Raw genomic sequence first — 15,121 nt, forward strand, 5'->3', positions numbered from 1 at the left:
CAGCCGAGAATCGTGCGGTTTCAGACCATCAACGGTGGGAGTGAACGTAGGGACTATCTATCCATAACGGAGAGGAGCTGCGGGAGCCAATTCGGGGAGCCATCGCCCTTCGATTCCAGCAGACTTGCTAAGTCTTCCTGGGGCGTTCTGCCAGGTGAGAGGCGCCCCGATCGACTCACATCGACCTGTTCAGACTGGCCTGCGTTCCTTCACGCCGAAGGGGTCACTGGTTCGATCCCAGTGATCATCCGAAGCCCCTTCTCTCATGTCCGAGGGGTGACGGGAGCTGTCCCATTCGGCTGCTCAACTTGTCCGAAGACTGGGCGCTCTTGGGAATCTGGTGATGCCTCGACGGCTTGCTGTGCGGGCCGTCATGGGCGGCGGTGTGTGGCCAGGATGAGTGGTGGTACCAGGAGGGTCAGGGTGGCGCCGATCCACAGGACGCTCGCCGGGCCGGCGGCATCGACCGCCAGGCCGCCCGCGAAGGCGCCGAGGGCGATGGACAGGTTGAACGTCGAGACGTACAGGGAGGACGCGGCCTCGGTGGCGGTGGGGGCGGCGTTGAGTATCCAGGTCTGGAAGGTGACCGGGACGGCGCCGTACGCCAGCCCCCAGACGACCAGGATCGCGGCCGCGGACCGGACGTCGTGGCTGCCGATCGCGACGGCGGCCATGGCGGCGGTGAGCAGCAGGCCGATGCCGCACACGGTCTGGCGCAGGCGCGTGGTGACCAGGGCGCCGGCGAGGAAGTTGCCGCAGATGCCGGCGACGCCGAAGACGAGCAGCAGCACACTGATCATGCCGTCGGCGACGCCGTCGTCCTGGAGGATGGGCCGCAGGAAGGTGTAGGCGGTGAAGTGCCCGGTGATGGCCAGGAAGGTCATGGCGATGCCGGTGCGTACGGCACGGTGGGTGCGCAGCACGCGCGGCAGGTCCGCGAACGTCATGGTGCGCTCCGGCGCCACCTTCGGCATCACGATGACCATGCAGGCCAGCGAGATCAGGCCGAGCACGCCGACGGCGGCGAACGCGGCGCGCCAGCCGGCGAGGTCACCGGCCAGGGTGCCGGCGGGCACGCCGAGCACGGACGCGGTTTCGACGCCGCCGAAGACGACCGCGGTGGCGCGGGCGACGTGGCGTTCGGGCACCAGGCGCAGGGCGATGCTGCCGGCCAGGGACCAGAAGCCGCCGACGCTGATGCCGATCAGGAAGCGGGCCAGCAGGACGACGGCGAAGCTGGTGGCGAAGGCGGAGGCGAGGTTGGCCGCGCCCACGATGCCGATCAGCAGGGCCAGCACCAGGCGGCGGTCGATCCGGGCGGTGGCCACGGTGACCAGCGGCGCCGCGACGGCGGCGACGAGTCCGGGCACGGTGACCATGAGCGCGGTGGTGCCCTCGGACAGGTCGAGGGCGGTGCCGATGGGGGTGAGCAGTCCGACGGGCAGCAGCTCGGACGTCATCAGGGCGAAGATGCCCAGCGTGACGGCGAGGATCGCGAACCAGCCCCGGACGGGTGACGGGCCGGGACCCTGGGCCGCGTCCGATGGCCTGGCGCCGATGGTGGTCATGGGTGGGGGCCTTTCCGGGCGTGGTCAAGGCGCGGGCGGCGGCCACGCGGGCGGCGGCCACCGCCCGGAAGCGGGGAAGCGGGGAAGCGGGGAAGCGGGGAAGCGGGGAAGCGGGGAAGCGGGGAAGCGGGGAAGCGGGGAAGCGGGGAAGCGGGGAAGCGGTGGGGCTACTCGGTGCCGGGGGTCTTGCGCGTGGTCACGTTCATGCGGTTCCAGGCGTTGACCGTGAAGATCAGCGCGATGAGGTGGGCCAGTTCGTTGTCGTCGAAGTGCCGCGCGGCCTCGTCGTACACCTCGTCCTCGACTCCTTGCGGCAGCAGGGTCACCGCCTCCGTCAGCGCCAGGGCGGCGCGCTCCTTCGCGGTGTAGAGGCCGGCCTCCTGCCAGGCGCTGAGCTGGTAGATCCGCGCCTCGCTCTCACCCGCCCGGCGGGCGTCGCCGGTGTGGTAGTCGATGCAGTACGCGCACCGGTTGATCTGCGAGGCGCGGATCTGCACCAGCTCGACCAGCACCGGGTCCAGCCCTTCGCGGGCCACGGCGTCCAGGGCCAGCACGGCCTTGAAGACCTTGGGGGCGACACGCGACAGGTTCATTCGTTCGGCGATGGCGACGTTCGTCATGGGCACCACGCTAGGAGCGTGATCGGCCCACGGTATGGTGCATTCCCGTGACGCTTTTCTGGGCCAATTCGTGAGCGGCAGCGACCTGCATCTGGAGCTCACCGGCAGCGGCGGCGCGCGCGTGCGGCTGATGCGGGCCCTGCGCGAGGCCGTCGGCTCGGGACGGCTGGCCCCCGGCACCCGGTTGCCGCCCTACCGCGCCCTCGCCCTCGACCTGGGCATCGCCCGCAACACGGTGGCCGCCGCCTACGCCGAGCTCGTCGAGGAAGGCTGGCTCACCGCACGTCAGGGCTCGGGCACCGAGGTCGCGCACCGCGCCGCGCCTCTGGAGCCGGACCTGTGGCGGGCTCCCGCGCGTCCGTCCCGCCCGCGGGTCGTCCACGACCTGATGCCCAGTTCCCCCGACGCGGCCGCCTTCCCCCGCTCGGCCTGGGCCGCCTCGGCCCGTCGGGCGCTGACCGCCGCGCCCAGCGACGCCTTCGGCGTCGGCGATCCCCGCGGCCGGCTCGAAGTGCGTCAGGCGCTGGTGGACTATCTGGCGCGCACCAGAGGTGTGCGCACCACGGCGCGGCACATCGTGATCTGCTCGGGCTACGCGCACGGGTTGCGGCTGGTGTGCCAGGTGCTGCGCGGCCCGGTCGCCGTCGAGTCCTACGGCCTCGCCTTCCACCGCTCTCTGCTGACCGAGGCGGGGCTGAGCACCGTCCCGCTCACCGTGGACGCCCACGGCGCCCGGATCGAGGACCTTCCCGCCACGGACGCGCGAGCGGTCCTGCTGACGCCGGCGCACCAGTACCCCACCGGAGGCGCGCTGCACCCACGGCGGCGGGCCGCGGTCATCGACTGGGCCCGCGCCACGGGCGGCCTGGTGCTGGAGGACGACTACGACGGCGAGTTCCGCTACGACCGCGAACCGGTCGGCGCCGTGCAGGGGCTCGACCCCGACCGGGTCGTCTACTTCGGCTCGACCAGCAAGAGCCTGTCTCCCTCGCTGCGGCTCGGCTGGATGGCGCTGCCCACCCGGCTGGTGGACGACGTGCTCGCCGCCAAGGGCGCGCGCGAGTTCTGGTCGGGCGTCACCGACCAGCTCACCCTGGCCGACTTCATCGTCGGCGGTGCCTACGACCGCCAGCTGCGCCGTATGCGCGCGATCTACCGGCGCCGCCGGAGCCTGCTCACGGCCACGCTCGCCGAGCGCGCCCCGCACATCACCGTCAGCGGCATCGCCGCGGGCCTGCACGCCGTGCTCGACCTTCCCGCCGGTACGGAGGAGGCCACCCTGCGCGCCGCCCGCCGTCTCGGCCTCGCCCTGGACGGCCTGGGTCCCTACCGGCATCCGGACAGCGCCATGCCGGCCCGCGACGGCCTGGTCATCGGGTACGGCACACCGGCTGAGCACGCGTTCGCCGCCGCGCTGGACGCCCTGTGCCTGGCCCTGCCCGACCCCGGTGACACCGAGGTCGACGAAGATCGGCCGTTCCGGTCCATGGGGGCAGAGGCCGGCGTGCCCGGGGCGGGATCGACGGGAGCCGGGGCGGTGAGGACGCCGGAAAGCACATGACGCGGGGACCCGGTGACTGCTCGGCCGGGTCCCCGCGCCGTGACCGGCTCAGGTCGCGGTGAAGACGACCGGGCCGGCCAGGATGGTGTAGCCGTCGTCGTGGAAGTACCAGGCCGCGTGGGAGCCCGGTCCGGGCACCTTGCCGGTGTCCAGGGCGGCGCTGCTGCTGGCGTCGGGCGTGTACGTCCAGACGAAGGACTCCTCCTTCGCGATGGTCGCGCCGTTGTTGTCGGGGTAGACGCCGACCCAGTTCTTGCCGCTGACGGTGTTCGCCGGGGTGGAGTAGCGCACCGTCAGGGGCGCCCCCTTGGCCACGGTGGGCGTGGCGGTGGTGAGGGAGCTCTTGGCGGGGGGCGGCGGTGTCTTCTGCGGTGGCTTCGTGGGCTGGACGGTCAGTTCGCCGGGCCGCACGGGCTTCTTGTACACGTCAGGCAGGGAGTCGAGCCCGGACGGCACCTGGGCCCAGGTGCCGACGATCCTGGGACCGAGGGGCCAGTGGAAGATCATCGCCTTGTCGCCCTTGATGAACAAGGTCTCGTCCTGCAGCTGGTCCGGTGAGTCGATCATCACGGCGTGGTCGAAGTCGCCGCGCATGTCCGAGGGCGCGTTCCCCCGGCTCCACCTGGGCATGTCGGCCAGGGCGCCCTTGTAGGTGCAGCCGCCCTGGGCCCCCACTGGACGGCCTCGGGGAAAGATCACCGTAAACATCGCCCTCACGTGGCCTCATCCGGCCACCACCGGCAGGGGGTGGCGCCCACGCGGGCCCGCCCCCTCTGTCGCGGTCCGGGATAGAGGGGGCGGGCCTGAGCCCTACCGCCGGTGTGCCTTGGTGGCGTTCCTTGAGGCGGCGTCGCCGTTCATGGGGAGGCAGGACGGGGTCTGGAAGACGACGCCGTCCAGGAAGTTGCCGAATGTCGGCCTTCCGCCTGCCGCCGAGACCGACTCGAAGGCGAATCGGGTGACGGTCTGACCGGCGGGGACGACGTAGGTGCCGGTGTAGTGGCCCCAGGCGTTGTTGTCGTCGGAGATGTCGGGGGAGGCGGCCCCGTCCGGGTTCTGGGGGGTGGTGGCGGTCGGGGCGCCGATGAGCACCTGCATGACGTCGGTGCCCAGGCGGCCGCGGTGGTAGAGCGACCAGGTCATCACGGTGCCGGGGACGGTGGGGACGTCCTGGTAGAGGGTGGAGGCCTCGTTGGCGTTCAGTTCGGCGAACTGCCGGCCGTCGGCGGCCGGGACGCCGCTGGCGCTGTTCCAGAACTCCAGCTTCCGGTCGGAGGCGGTGGTGTGCCAGCCGACGGCGGGGTTGGTGGAGGCGTCGGGGATGTCCCAGTCGTAGCGGGCGACGGCGGGCGTCTCGAAGCTGCCGTTGACCAGGTTGATGGGCTCGCGGGTGCACTCGACGGTGACGGTGACCGTGGCGGTGCTGGTGCCGCAGGCGGTCTCGATGGTGTACGTGAAGGTGTCGGTGCCGGCGCGGTCCTTGTCCGGGGTGTAGATCACCTTGTCCCCCGAGATGGTCACCTTGCCGTAGGCGGGCTGGGTGACGGCGCTGATCGTCGGGGCCGTCCCGGTGTCGTTGGCCAGGACGGGCACGGTGACGGGCGTGTCGTCGGTGGTGGCGGCGGTGTCGTCGGCGGCGTTGGTGGGCGAGATGGAGTTCCCGCTGACGATCTGGATGGGCGGGGCCGCGGTGTTGTTGCCGAGCTGGCCGGGGAAGGCGATGACGCTGCTGATGCCGCTCGGCCGGATGGTCATGCTGCGTCCGACGGTGCCGGGGTTGACGCGGAAGGTGATCACGGTCGGACCCGGGTCGGTCTTGGTGCCCGGCGACTGGACGCTCAGGGTGTTGCCGCTGAGGGTGCCGTTGCTGACCGATCCCACGACGGTGGCGCTGGCCAGCAGGGACGACACGTCCCACATGGTGGTGTAGGTGCGGACCAGGGCCGGCCACTGCGCGGTCTGGTGCCGCAGGGTGAGGGTGAAGGTGCTGCCCGGTGCGATCTGGCCGCCCCACAGACTGGGCGAGGTGGTGACCGAGATGGTCCCGCTGCCGAGCCGCCAGCCGAGCGCGTTCTTCCAGTAGTACTCGACGGGGTAGTTGGCCTGGCCGTGCCGGACGCAGGGACCGGCGGCCTGGTGGACGACTCGGGGCGGCGCGGCGGCGGCCTGCGCCGGGGAGGTCGCGGCGAACAGGGGGAGCAGGAGGGCTCCGGTGAGGGTCGCCGTCGCCATGATCTTGACGCGGGAGGCGAGGCGGCGTCGGGGACGCGATGTGGGGGTCACTTGCCATCCTTACTTTGAGTAGTTGGCAAATAACTATCTGTGATCGCACAAAGGCGCAAGGGGTTCCTTGCTCACCTCAAGCGGGTTCAGGACGTGGTGTCGCGGGTTCGGCGTTGTGTGCCCAGTACGGAGTCGAGCAGGCCGGGGAACAGCGCGTCGAGATCCTCCCGGCGCAGCCGGACCAGCCGGGACCGGCCCTGCACCTTCGTCCAGGTGACGCCGGCCTCGCGCAGCACCCGGTAGTGGTGCGACAGCGTCGTCTGGTGCACGTCGATCTCGGCGCCGATCGCGTTGCAGAAGTCCTCGCCCATCCGGTCGAGCCGCATGACGAGGTCGAGCCGTACCGGATCGGCCAGGGCGCGCAGCACCTCCACCAGTCGGATGGCCTCGGTCGCCGGTTGTGACACCTCACGCATGGCCGCCACGCTACCAACATATGGATACATGGACAAGCATCCATATATTGCCTAAGGTTCCCCTCGTTGCTTCCGAGGTTCCTCTGGAAAGGCGGCACCACCCGGTGTTGAAACGACTGCTTCCCCTGGCCCTGGCGACCTTCGCCGTCGGCACCGACAGCTACGTCATCGCGGGCCTGCTTCCGGCCATAGCCGCCGACCTGCGGGTCTCGACCCCCGCCGCGGGGCAGTTGGTGACGGTGTTCGCCCTGGTGATGGCCCTGTCCGCGCCCGTCATGGGCGCGCTCACCAGTGGGCTGGACAGGCGGACCGCGCTGCTGATCGCGTTGGGCGTCTTCGTGGCCGGCAACGCCGCCACCGCCCTGGGCACCGGTTACGGCGTGGTGATGATCGCCCGTGTCGTCACCGCGGTCGGGGCCGGCATGATCAACTCCGCCGCCTCCAGCACCGCCGGGGCCATCGCGGCCCCGGAACGCCGAGGCAGGGCCCTGGCCTTCGTGCTGGGCGGCCTCACGTCGGCCACGGCGCTGGGCCTTCCTCTCGGCACGCTGATCGGCCGTACCGACTGGCACCTCACCCTGTGGGCGGTCGCCGGGATCGGCCTCGTCGCGGCCCTCGGCATCGCCGCCGGCCTGCCCAAGGTGACGCTCCCCGCGGCCTCGCTGGGCGACCGGCTGCGCCCGCTCGGGCAGGGCCGGGTCCTCGCGCTGCTGGCCGTCACCACGCTGGTCTTCCTCGGCGCCTACACCCTCTACACCTACATCGGCCCGGCGCTTCAGGAGGCGACCGGTGGCTCCGGACCGCTGCTCGCCGTCGTGCTGCTGGCCTGGGGGATCGGCGTCCTGGCCGGGAACATCGTCGCCGGGCGGCTGGTCGACCGGCACGACCCCGCGCACGTGCTGACCGGTCCCCTCGTCGTCGCCGCCGTCGCCCTCGCGCTCACTTCGGTGGCGACCGCCACGCTGGCGTCCACCCTGGTGTGGGCCGCGGTCTGGGGCGCGGCCCTGGGCGTTGTCGTCGTTCCGCAACAGCACCGGCTCATCGCGCTCGGCCCGGCCGCGGCGCCGGTTCTGCTCGGCCTCAACTCCTCGGCCATCTACCTCGGGATCGCTCTCGGTGGCGGACTGGGCGGGCTGGTCCAGGAGTGGTTCGCCGTCGTGCCCGCCGCGCTGGGGCTGCCGGCCGCCGGTGTCACGACCCTGGCGCTGCTCCACCATCTGACGACCGCCCGCCGCCGCGCGTCCGCGGCGCCTCGGCCGGCTCCCTCCGCCCCGGAGAAGGCCGAGGCGTGACGCCTCCGCCGCCGCAAGGGTGTCACTCCGGCAACCAGTCCAGGAACTGGCCGTGCGGTCCGGTGAAGGCGACCGGCTCCTCGTCCAGGGCCAGGACGAACGCGCCACGGTCGGTCGACGGGCTCCGGGGGGGCCGAGCGGCCACGCCGGGCAGTACGCCGGGCGCCTCGTTGGAGATCCACCGGGCGGGCAGGCCGCGCATCGTCCGGACGAACCGATCGCGTTCGTCCTGCGGCAGGTAGGCCAGCACCGCGCTGTGGAACACGACCAGCGTGGCGTCCGGCGGGGCCTGCCCGGCCAGGTCGGCGATGCCGGCGTTCAGATCACCCCGCACGAGGTGGGGAGGTTCGGCGCGCGCGATCCGCGCCGCGGCGCGCAGCCGTACCAGCCGATCGTGCTGCTCCGGCCAGACCAGCGCCTCCAGCCAGCGCAACTGGTCGGCATCGGCGACGTCGAGGGGGTTCAGGTCGATCCCGGCCCGCCACACCACCGACGGCACCTGCTGCGGGACCGGCACCGCTCCGCTGGTCCGGCAGGTCAGGACGACCGGGCCGGCCGGACCCAGGACGGGCCGGTCGTCGAAGCGGTAGGCGTACCGGTCCGGGTACAGGCACAGCCCGGCCGAGGCGCCGACCTCGATCAACGCCAGCGGCTGCGGCAGGCGTGCCAGCAGCGGCAGCAGCGTCGCACACCGGCCCGGCTCGTTGGTCTGGGTGCTGCGGGACAGCATCGCGGTGCTGACCTCCGTCCAATGGTCGAGCACCCAGGCGCGGAACGCCCCGAGATCATGCACCGGGCCGCCGAGGAAGCGGACCGCGCCGAACAGGAGGTTGGGTTGCCGCTTGGCCGCGGGCAGCGTATCGGCCAGGGCCAGGAGTTCGGGGTCGGCGGCGACGCCGGCGCACAGCCGCTCGTAGCTGGGGGAGTGACCCCGTGCCTCCATCTCCCCGAACGTCCGGTACCGCTCCGCCGTGGTCGTTTCGGCCATCCCGTGCACGATGATCCACCTCTCCCTGGGGCGGGCAGGACGCACAGTTCCTGACCGTCCGTGTCAGCATGATTGATCATGTCGGGATACGAAACCAGTGACGCGACCCTGGCCGCCATCGCCGGCCTGCTCGGGACCACCGCCGAGCACGTACGGCCCCTCCCGCAGGGGGTGGCCAACCAGGTCTTCCTTCTCGGGGACGACCTGGTCCTGCGTGTCCCACGGGCCGAGCAGTTCCTTCCGGACCTGGTCAAGGAGGCCGCGGTCATCCCGTACGCCCTGCGCGCCGGTGTGCGCACTCCGGAGATCGTCGCCTTCGACGACACCTGCTCGGCGGTGGACGTCCCGTACATGGTGCTCACCCGGACGCGGGGAATGGATCTCGCGCGCCTTGAACTGTCCGACGCGGACACCGAACGTCTCCACCGGCAGGTCGGGCGCGAGCTGGGCAGACTGCATCGGCTCACGCCGGACACCGCACCGGCCCTTGCCGGCGTCCCCGCGGACGACGGCGCCGCGGACCCCTGGGCGCTCACCGACGGCCTCGCCGAGGACGGCTGGATCGACGCCGAGACCGCCCGCTGGCTCACTGGATGGCTCGACCGGCTCTCAGCACATCTCCCCCCGACTGCGCCGACGGTCCTGATCCACGGCGACATCGCTCCTCAGAACCTGCTCGTCGCCCCGGAGACGGCCCAGCTCAACGGGATCGTCGATTGGGGCGACGCCGAATGGGCCGACCCCGCTGCCGACTTCGCCAAGATGCCCCTCACCGGCGTCCCGGCCATGCTCGACGGCTATCGACGGGAAACCGGCCAGGAGAGCTCGACGACCTGGGAAGCCCGCGTGTTGTGGTGCCACCTCACCTGGGCGCTGGGACGCCTGAAGGACCCCGTCCCGCGTCCGGGCGAACGCCACTGGACCGCCCCTCCGGCCAGCCGGCTCCTCGGCCTGCTCCGCTTCTTCGCCTCGGCTCCACCCGCTCCTTGGGCCGATCTGTCCTGACGGCCCGCCGGAGCTCCTGGTTCCCCGATCGGGGAATTCAATGTAGGTTAGCCTAACCTAAGTAAGGAGCCCTGTGGTGGTTGACCCTTTTCGTGCCTTCGATGTCCAGGTTCGAGGCCTGCGGCGGCTGAGCCCGTCGTTTCTCCGCGTGACCTTCACAGGGGATGATCTGCACGAGTTCGCCGACAACGGGTACGACCAGCGCATCAAGCTGGTCCTGCCGATCCCCGGCGCGGGCGTGACACGCTTCCCGCGCGGCGCCGACTGGTTCAAGCAGTGGTACGCCCAGGGCGACGAGCGCAACCCGCTGCGCACCTACACCGTCCGCGCGGTCCGGCCCGAGGCCGCCGAGGTCGACATCGACGTCGTCCTGCACGACGACTGCGCCGGACCCGCCGGACCGGCCGCCCGCTGGATCGCCGCCGCCGCACCCGGCTCCCAGGCGGCTCTTTTCGGCCCGAACGGCCTCCACGACGGCTTCCACGGCGGCCTGGAGTTCCGGCCGCCCGCCGGTTTCGGCAACGTGCTGCTCGCCGGGGACGAGACCGCCGTCCCCGCGATCGTCGGCATCCTGGAACGCCTGCCCGCCCACGTCACCGGCGAGGCCCTGCTGGAGGTGCCGCACGAGGAGGACGTCCTGCCGGTCGTCACCGGGTCGGGCGTGAAGGTCACCTGGCTCGCCCGCGGCGACGCCCCCTGGGGCGCCCGCCTGGAACCCGCCGTCGCGGAGGCCGCCGCCAGGCTCCTGCCCGCGGGCGCGGCAGGCGTCGAGCCCGAGGAGGTCGACGTCGACACCGAGATCCTCTGGGAGGTCCCCGAGGACGGCGACAGCCCCTGCTACGCCTGGCTGGCCGGCGAGGCGGCCGTGATCAAACGCCTGCGCCGCCACCTCGTCTCCGAACGCGGCATGGACCGCAAGGCCGTGGCCTTCATGGGCTACTGGCGCCAGGGCCGCTCCGAGGACGCGTGAGCCCGCCGTGACCGACCTCTTGCTCCCAGGCCGCTCCGACCACGCGCTCACCGGCACCGGACTGTGCCTCGGCTACGCGGGCCGCCCCGTCGTCGACGACGCCTGCATCAGCCTGGCCACCGGCGCCGTCACCGCCCTGGTCGGCCCGAACGGCAGCGGCAAGTCCACCCTGCTGCGCGCCCTGGCCCGGCTGCACCGCCCCGACTCCGGCGAGGTACGGCTGGCCGGCGGCGCCGACGCCCTGGCCCTGTCCGCCCGCGACTTCGCCTGCCGGGTGACGCTGCTGGCGCAGAGCCGCCCCACCCCGACCGGCGTACGCGTCAAGGACGTCGTCGGCTACGGCCGCCACCCCCACCGCGGCCGCTGGCGCGCGGGCGACCCCGGCGGACCGGCGGCGATCGAGCACGCCATGGAGCTGACCGGCGTCAGCGCCATGGCGGGACGCCCCGTCGACGAGCTGTCCGGCGGCGAGATGCAGCGCGTGTGGCTGGCCACCTGCCTCGCCCAGGACGCCGGCGTGCTCCTGCTCGACGAGCCCACCACCTTCCTCGACCTGCGCTACCAGGTCGAACTGCTCGAACTCGTGCGCGACCTCGCCGACCGGCACGGGGTGGCCGTCGGCGTCGTCCTGCACGACCTCAACCAGGCCGCCGAGATCGCGGACCGGGTCGTGCTCCTCCAGGGCGGCCGGGTCCGCGCCGACGGCGCGCCGCACGAGGTGCTCACCGAGGACCTGCTCACCGAGGCCTACGGCATCCGCGTCGAGGCCACGATCGATTCCCTCACCGGACTGGTCCGCACCAGGCCGCTGGGCCGCCATCTGGCGATGAAAGGCTGAAAGATCCCATGCGTTCCCTCCCGGCGGTCATGGCCGCCATGCTGCTGCTGACCGCCTGCGGCACCACCGAGGCTCCTGCGGCCCCCGCGTCCCCCGCGGCTCAGGAGCCGTCGGCCGGTGCCGCCGTCCCGGTCACCGTGACCGACGCCCGCGGCAAGCAGGTCACCCTCGACCGGCCCGCGACCCGCGTCGTCGGCCTGGAATGGGGCGAGGTCGAGATGCTGGTCGCGCTCGGGGTCCAGCCGGTCGGCGCGGCCGACGTCAAGGGGTACGGCACCTGGGTCACCGCGGCCCCGCTCGACGCCTCCGTCAAGGACGTCGGCACCCGCCAGGAGCCCAGCGTCGACTCCATCGCCGCCCTCCAGCCGGACCTCGTCGTCATGGAGTCCGACGACTCCGGGCTCATCGGCCAGTTGGAGAAGATCGCCCCGGTCATCGTCGCCAAGGGCAGCGACGCCGCCGCGAACCTCACCCGCCTGCGCGACGACCTCACCCTGCTCGCCACCGCCGTCGGCCGGACGGAGCAGGCGACCAAGGTGATGGCCGACTTCGACGCCGCGATGGCCGAGGGCAGGGCCAAGATCGCCGCCTCCGGCTCGGCCGGGGAGAAGTTCATGATGGCCGACGGCTGGAAGGACGGCAGCAAGATCTCCATCCGCCCGTTCGGCAAGGGCTCGCTGGTCTCCGACGTGGCCGAGCGGCTCGGCCTGGCCAACGCCTGGACCGGCGAGGTCGACGAGCAGTGGGGCCTCGGCAGCACCGACATCGAGGGCATGACCGCCGTCAAGGACGAGAACCTGCGCTTCTTCTACAACGCCTCCGACGGCGCCGACGTCTTCGCCGACCTGGCCGGCAACGCCCTGTGGAAGTCGCTGAGCTTCGTCAAGCAGAACCGCGTCACCAAACTCCCCGACGGCATCTGGACCTTCGGCGGCCCCCTGTCGTGCCGGCAGTACGCCGACGCCCTGGTGAAGGCCTACACCGGGTGATCACCGCAGTCGAGGCCCCCACGACGCCGCTGCGCAGGCTCGGCGTCGCGGGGGCCTTCCTCGTGACCTTGGCCGTCATCGCGGCCCTCGCCGCGCTGCACCTGACGCAGGGCACCTCCGACACCGACCTGTTCGCCCTCGACGACCAGGCGATGAACGTGCTGGTCGCCTCCCGGCTGCCGCGCCTGCTGGCGGCGGTCAGCGTCGGCGTCGCGCTCGGCGCGGCGGGCGCGCTGCTGCAGTCGGTCGCCCGCAACCCGCTGGCCTCGCCCGACACCCTCGCCGTCAGCAACGGCGCCTACTTGGCGGTCGTGCTGGCCGCCACCTTCGGCCTGAGCCTGCCGGCCTTCCTGTCCGGCGGCCTGTCCTTCCTCGGCGGCCTGGCCGCCGCCGCCCTGGTGCTCGCCCTGTCGGCGGGCGGCAGGACCGGTACCACCCGGCTGATCCTCGCCGGCTCCGCGACCGCGCTGGCCCTGCAGTCGATGACCACCCTGCTCATGATCCTCTTCCAGGAGGAGAACACCGGCCTGTTCGCCTGGGGCAGCGGCTCGCTCGTCCAGAGCGACCTCGGCGGCGTCACCCAGATGGCCCTGGTCGTCGTGCCGGCGATCGGGGCGGCCGTCGCCCTCGGCTCCCGTCTCGACATCCTCGGCCTGGGCGACGACACCGCGACGGTGCTGGGCGTCGACGTCCGGCGGCTGCGGCTGACCGTCATCGTGCTCGCCGTCCTGCTCTCGGCCGCCGCGGTCACCGTCGCCGGGCCCGTCGGCTTCGTCGGCCTGTGCGCGCCGGTCATCGTCCGCCTGATGGCCCGGCGGCTGCCCGAGCTGAGCCGGCACCGCGCCCTGGTGCCGCTCTCGGCGCTGGCCGGCGTGGTCATCCTGCTCGCCTCCGACCTCGCGCTGCGCTTCGTGCTCGGCGCGCAGGCCGGGGTGGACGTGCCGCCGGGCGTGGTGACCGCGATGCTGGGCGCGGGCGTGCTCCTGTGGCTGGCCCGCCGGCACCGCGACGCCGGCCCGACCAGGCAGCCGCCGACCGTCCGCACCGCCGACCCCGGCCGCGCCGCCTTCGCGGTGATCCTCCTGTCCGGTACGGCGCTGCTGGCCGGCGCCGTCGTGCTGGGCCTGCTCGGCGGCGACACCTGGCTGCTGCTCGGCGACGTCGCCAACTGGCTGCAGGGCAGGACCGGCAAGGCGCTGACGTACGTGCTCGATCAGCGCTGGCCCCGCGTCGCCGCGGCGGTCCTGGCCGGTGCGGCGCTCGCCGTCTCCGGCGCCGCCTTCCAGGCCGTCTCCCGCAACCCGCTGGCAGAACCGGGCGTGCTCGGCATCACCGCGGGCGCCGGCGCTGCGGCCGTCGCGACGCTCACCCTCGTGCCCATGGCCGGGATCGCCGCGGTGTCCGGCGCCGCCGGGCTCGGCGCGCTCGCCGCCTTCGCCCTGGTCTACCTGCTGGCCTGGCGCGGCGGGCTCAGCTCCGACCGGCTCGTGCTCATGGGCATCGGCGCGCACGCGCTGTTCAACGCGGTCACCGTGCTGATCATCGTCAGGTCCGACCCGTGGAACACCGCCAAGGCGCTCACCTGGCTCTCCGGTTCCACCTACGGACGGGTCCCCGCCCAGCTCCTGCCGGTCGCCGTGGCGCTCGCGCTCTTCCTGCCACTGGCTCTGTGGCTGCGGCGCGACCTCGACCTGCTCGCGCTGGACGAGGACACGCCCCGGGTGCTCGGCGTGCCGCTCGAACCCGTGCGGCTGCTGGCGCTGGGCGGCGCCGTGCTCCTCACCTCCACCGCGGTCTCGGCCGTCGGCGTGGTGGGGTTCGTCGGGCTCGTCGCCCCGCACGCCGCCCGCGCGCTCGTCGGCGGCGGGCACGTCCGGCTCCTGCCCGCCGCGGCGGTGCTCGGGGCGGTGCTGGTGAGCCTGGCCGACACGCTGGGCCGTACCGTCATCGCACCCGCCCAGGTGCCGGCCGGGCTGGTCACCGCGCTGCTCGGCACGCCGTACTTCGTGTGGTTGCTCTGGCGCTCGCGCGCCGCCTCCGCTACGTGATCTACGTTGTAAAGGGGCCCGGCTGAACTGCCTGGCGCACCGGGCCCGGCTGAACTGCCTGGCGCACCCGGTCCGGCGAGGTGCGCCAGGGGGCGCCGTGGCCGGGGAGCACCCAGGACGCCGGCAGTCCGGCGATCCGGTCGAGGGAGTCGAGGGCTTCGGCGGGGTCGTCGGTGAAGGGCGCCGGTTGGGGGCCTTCGCGTCCGGTGAGGACGTGGCGCGTGGTGAGGGCGTCCCCGACGAAGACGGCGTCGGCGAGCGGGACGTGCACCGCCACGCTGCCCGGGGAGTGTCCCGGCATGCCCACGATCACCGGGCTCCCGGGCAGGTCCAGGACGTCGCCGTCACCGATCTCGGTGACTTCGCCGACGTAGCGAGGGCGCAGGCCGTTCTTGCGGACGGAGTAGGAGAAGAACCCGAGCGTCGGCCCGAGACGCATGGGCCCGGCCGCGACCTTGGGCTTCTCCCCGGTACGGGTGCGGACGGCGTCGGCGGCGTGCACGAACACCGGCACGCCGTGGGCGCTTCGCAGCCGTTCGGCGA

At 72.7% G+C, this 15,121-nt stretch carries 14 protein-coding genes; 7 read left to right on the forward strand and 7 right to left on the reverse strand.

Annotation, left to right across the window (positions count from 1 at the left end; genetic code table 11):
- Nucleotides 1-371: 371 nt before the first annotated feature.
- Nucleotides 372-1,568, reverse strand: coding sequence for an MFS transporter (locus ACWCSU_RS10185; RefSeq protein WP_449934743.1), 1,197 nt, complete (start codon nt 1,566-1,568; stop codon nt 372-374).
- Nucleotides 1,569-1,735: 167 nt separating this feature from the next.
- On the reverse strand, nt 1,736-2,188 hold the full coding sequence (locus ACWCSU_RS10190) for a carboxymuconolactone decarboxylase family protein (RefSeq protein ID WP_449934744.1): 453 nt from the start codon (nt 2,186-2,188) through the stop codon (nt 1,736-1,738).
- A 70-nt stretch (nt 2,189-2,258) separates the two neighbouring features.
- Here ACWCSU_RS10190 and pdxR point away from each other — a divergent pair, with 70 nt between their 5' ends.
- Nucleotides 2,259-3,749, forward strand: coding sequence for a MocR-like pyridoxine biosynthesis transcription factor PdxR (gene pdxR / locus ACWCSU_RS10195; RefSeq protein WP_449934745.1), 1,491 nt, complete (start codon nt 2,259-2,261; stop codon nt 3,747-3,749).
- Between the two features lie 48 nt (nt 3,750-3,797).
- Here the strand turns inward: pdxR and ACWCSU_RS10200 are convergent, their stop codons facing one another.
- The 3 genes from ACWCSU_RS10200 to ACWCSU_RS10210 form a co-directional block, all read right to left on the reverse strand.
- Nucleotides 3,798-4,448: a hypothetical protein gene (locus tag ACWCSU_RS10200; RefSeq protein ID WP_449934746.1), complete on the reverse strand. Its 651-nt coding sequence runs from the start codon at nt 4,446-4,448 to the stop codon at nt 3,798-3,800.
- A 111-nt stretch (nt 4,449-4,559) separates the two neighbouring features.
- Nucleotides 4,560-6,032 (reverse strand): Ig-like domain-containing protein, encoded by a 1,473-nt coding sequence (locus ACWCSU_RS10205; RefSeq protein WP_449934747.1) that lies wholly within the window; start codon nt 6,030-6,032, stop codon nt 4,560-4,562.
- A gap of 86 nt (nt 6,033-6,118) precedes the next feature.
- Nucleotides 6,119-6,448 carry an ArsR/SmtB family transcription factor gene (locus ACWCSU_RS10210; RefSeq protein WP_449934748.1) on the reverse strand — a complete coding sequence of 110 codons (330 nt, stop codon included), beginning with the start codon at nt 6,446-6,448 and terminating at the stop codon, nt 6,119-6,121.
- A gap of 107 nt (nt 6,449-6,555) precedes the next feature.
- Here ACWCSU_RS10210 and ACWCSU_RS10215 point away from each other — a divergent pair, with 107 nt between their 5' ends.
- Nucleotides 6,556-7,740: an MFS transporter gene (locus ACWCSU_RS10215; RefSeq protein ID WP_449934749.1), complete on the forward strand. Its 1,185-nt coding sequence runs from the start codon at nt 6,556-6,558 to the stop codon at nt 7,738-7,740.
- Nucleotides 7,741-7,762: 22 nt separating this feature from the next.
- Here ACWCSU_RS10215 and ACWCSU_RS10220 read toward each other — a convergent pair whose 3' ends face one another.
- Nucleotides 7,763-8,728 carry a DUF2332 domain-containing protein gene (locus ACWCSU_RS10220; RefSeq protein ID WP_449934750.1) on the reverse strand — a complete coding sequence of 322 codons (966 nt, stop codon included), beginning with the start codon at nt 8,726-8,728 and terminating at the stop codon, nt 7,763-7,765.
- 78 nt (nt 8,729-8,806) lie between these two features.
- On the opposite strand from ACWCSU_RS10220, the gene ACWCSU_RS10225 reads away from it, so the two are divergent.
- The 5 genes from ACWCSU_RS10225 to ACWCSU_RS10245 all read left to right on the forward strand — a co-directional run bounded on the left by ACWCSU_RS10225 (nt 8,807) and on the right by ACWCSU_RS10245 (nt 14,578).
- Nucleotides 8,807-9,733, forward strand: coding sequence for a phosphotransferase family protein (locus ACWCSU_RS10225; protein ID WP_449934751.1), 927 nt, complete (start codon nt 8,807-8,809; stop codon nt 9,731-9,733).
- Nucleotides 9,734-9,809: 76 nt separating this feature from the next.
- Nucleotides 9,810-10,703, forward strand: a complete 894-nt coding sequence (locus ACWCSU_RS10230) for a siderophore-interacting protein (RefSeq protein ID WP_449934752.1) — start codon at nt 9,810-9,812, stop codon at nt 10,701-10,703.
- 7 nt (nt 10,704-10,710) lie between these two features.
- Nucleotides 10,711-11,541, forward strand: a complete 831-nt coding sequence (locus tag ACWCSU_RS10235; RefSeq protein ID WP_449934753.1) for an ABC transporter ATP-binding protein — start codon at nt 10,711-10,713, stop codon at nt 11,539-11,541.
- 8 nt (nt 11,542-11,549) lie between these two features.
- Nucleotides 11,550-12,530, forward strand: coding sequence for an ABC transporter substrate-binding protein (locus ACWCSU_RS10240; RefSeq protein WP_449934754.1), 981 nt, complete (start codon nt 11,550-11,552; stop codon nt 12,528-12,530).
- Nucleotides 12,527-14,578 (forward strand): iron ABC transporter permease, encoded by a 2,052-nt coding sequence (locus ACWCSU_RS10245; RefSeq protein ID WP_449934755.1) that lies wholly within the window; start codon nt 12,527-12,529, stop codon nt 14,576-14,578. Before ACWCSU_RS10240 ends, ACWCSU_RS10245 begins: the two co-directional genes overlap by 4 nt.
- A 1-nt stretch (nt 14,579) precedes the next feature.
- Here the strand turns inward: ACWCSU_RS10245 and ACWCSU_RS10250 are convergent.
- On the reverse strand, nt 14,580-15,121 hold a 542-nt coding region (locus ACWCSU_RS10250; protein WP_449934756.1), incomplete at its 5' end, for an MBL fold metallo-hydrolase.

The sequence above is a fragment of the Nonomuraea sp. NPDC001699 genome (assembly GCF_053596455.1).